This is a genomic window from Mesorhizobium sp. M7D.F.Ca.US.004.03.1.1, from assembly GCF_003998635.1.
GTDB classification, from domain to species: domain Bacteria; phylum Pseudomonadota; class Alphaproteobacteria; order Rhizobiales; family Rhizobiaceae; genus Mesorhizobium; species Mesorhizobium loti.
The window spans coordinates 1-2,355 of record NZ_RZQG01000896.1 but is presented as its reverse complement, the minus strand read 5'-3'; the positions used below and the strand labels follow the sequence as shown (position 1 = coordinate 2,355).

The window sequence follows — 2,355 nt, the reverse complement described above, 5'->3', positions numbered from 1 at the left end:
GCCCAAAGCTATGGCGGGACCACTTTGCTCAGTCCCACCTATAGGGACAATGATCGTCGTCGTCCCGGCAGCGACCAGATCGCGCAGTTCGGTCCAGGTATGGTCTTCAAGAAAGACCGACGCATTGGCGGCGTTCGCTGCCGACGCAAGACCCGACAGAAAGCAAAGGGCAATCACGGTGCTTGCGAAAGTGAAACCGTGTCGTGCGATCATTCCAGCCTCTAGATCCTACGCGGCATCCGAGCGCCCATGCCGGTCTGCCGATTTGCGCAATTTGTGTGAATGGCAGGGGTCTCGGCAAGGCGCCTGCCCATCCAGCCGCAGAAGTTCGAGATCATGGTCTACCGCCGCCCCAGCAAACTCTTCATGCGGTTGCGCAGCAAACGGGCCATGTTGCGGGTTTCGCGGTAGAGATGCAGCTGCGAGGCGGCCTGGCGGGTCAGGCGGTCGGCGTCCGGCGTCAGGCCGATCACCAGCGTGCCCATCGGCTTGCGCTCGGCCCATAGCCGGCTCATCACCGGATGGTCGGGCACCGCGCAGGAATCGGTCATCATGATGTTGGGATCGTCGAGATGCTGCCTGGTCACCTCGATCATCAGCAGCGTGCCGGGCGAATAGCTGGCCAGCGTCTCGTCATAGGCCGTCTTCCAGGTGTAGGCCACGCCGGCTTCGACGAAGACGATCAGACAAGCGATTGTGCGGCCGTCGAGCGTCAGCGAATGGATGCGGCACATGTCCTGCTCGGCCAGCCGGTGCACGGCCTCGCGGGCGAAGGCGGCGCGGTAACGATCGATCGCCATGGCGGTGCGTTCGCGACCCTTCCAGCCGGCCGCTTCCAAGGTCAGGAAGCCTTCGATGGCGTGGCGGATGTCGTCGGGGCCGCGCGCCACGACATGCTCAAGCTTGCCGAGGTCGCCAAGGCGCCGTTTCAGGCGGCGGAACTCGCGATAATGGTGTGCGCGCAGCGAGGCCTTCAGATAATCATCGCCATCGAGCTCGCTCTCCAGCGCCGGGCGCTGGGTCTGGCCGGTGGTGACCAGCATCAGGCCGCGCGTCTCGGCCACGGTGGCAAGCAGGCTCGCCACCGGGCCATCGAGCCGGATGTCGGGCAGGACGAACACTTTCGGCAGCTTGAGATGCGGGCGCGACAGCATCGAGAAGAAGTCCTCGATGACACCGACCGGATCGTCGCGGTCGACCAGCGGTGTGCCGAGCGGGCCGAACGGGCTCGACCATGTGCGCATCACCGGCACGCCGAGCGGCACCACCGGCCGTTCCACCGAGAACGGCACCAGAAGGCGCAGCCGGTTGCGGTATTCGTCGCCGTCGCGGATGACCGCCAGCCGCACCTCGCGATCCTCCAGCCGCGGCATGGCTGGCGCCAGGAAGCGCGGGTTGAAGAAGACGTTGGGCTCGACCGTGCGGGCGCAGAGATAATCCAGTTCCTCGACCAGGTCGAAGCCGGCTGATGCCGGGTAGATTGCGAGCTTGCGCTCGGGCCGGTTGTTGGCGAGGATCTCGATATGGGCCGGGTCGGCGTCACGGGCCAGCCCGGCAAGGCCGGACACCATGGCGCCGGCGGTGCCGCCGCTGGTTTCCTCAAGCAACGGGATGGCGGCCATCACGCGGCTCCTTTCGCAGGCACGAAGATGAGCATGACGATGCCGAGCTTGCGCCACACCGTGAAGGACAGCGCGCTGGCTTCGAAGATCATGGCAAAGGCGGTGGCCATGGCTGCACCCCACAGGCCGAACATCGGGATCAGCACCACGTTGAGGGCGATGTTGAAAGCCAGCGTCATGGCATAGACGGCGGCACAGATGTTCTGGTTGCCGCTCATGGTCAGCAGGCTTTCGCAGGGGCCGACAGCGGCCCGCGCCACGACGCCGAAGACGAGCAGGAACAGCAAGGGATAGCCGCTGCTGAATTCAGGGCCGAACAGCACCAGCATCGGCTCGCCCAACGCCAGCACCAGCAGCGCCATCAAGAGCGAGGGCCAGAACGTCCACGACACCGTCTCGCGGGCAAAGGCGGCGAGCCTTTGCGGGTCGCCATGGGTGAACTGCGCATAGCGCTGGGCAACGCCGGCCTTGACGGCGAAATAGACGAAATGCACCAGCGCCAGCGTCTTCACCGTGGCGAAATAGACGGCGACGTCGTTGGGATCCATATAGGCGCCAACCATCAGCACGTCGGCATTGGTGAGCAGGAAGAAGAAGCTCTCGACCAGGAAGATCGGCAGCGAGACGATGAACCATTGCGCGAAATGCACCTTCATCGGCCCCGCCGGGATCTGCCTTTCCATACGCTGGGTGACGCCGATGAGCTGGCCAAGCGTGGTGACATAGGTAGCCG

General features: G+C 64.7%; 2 protein-coding genes and 1 pseudogene. All 3 read right to left on the bottom strand.

The window, feature by feature from the left end:
• Positions 1-213 (bottom strand): annotated as a pseudogene (locus EN935_RS41555) (creatininase family protein); the annotation flags it as partial.
• A gap of 128 nt (positions 214-341) precedes the next feature.
• Positions 342-1,622, bottom strand: coding sequence for a GNAT family N-acetyltransferase (locus EN935_RS31530; protein WP_127263910.1), 1,281 nt, complete (start codon positions 1,620-1,622; stop codon positions 342-344).
• The coding region (locus EN935_RS31525; RefSeq protein WP_164771510.1) for a lipopolysaccharide biosynthesis protein at positions 1,622-2,355 on the bottom strand (734 nt) is incomplete at its 5' end. The genes EN935_RS31530 and EN935_RS31525, both read right to left, overlap by 1 nt.

Coding starts and splice junctions, on each gene's coding strand:
- EN935_RS31530 (WP_127263910.1), bottom strand. CDS start 1,622: ATGGCCGCCATCCCGTTGCTTGAGGAAACCAGCGGCGGCACCGCCGGC.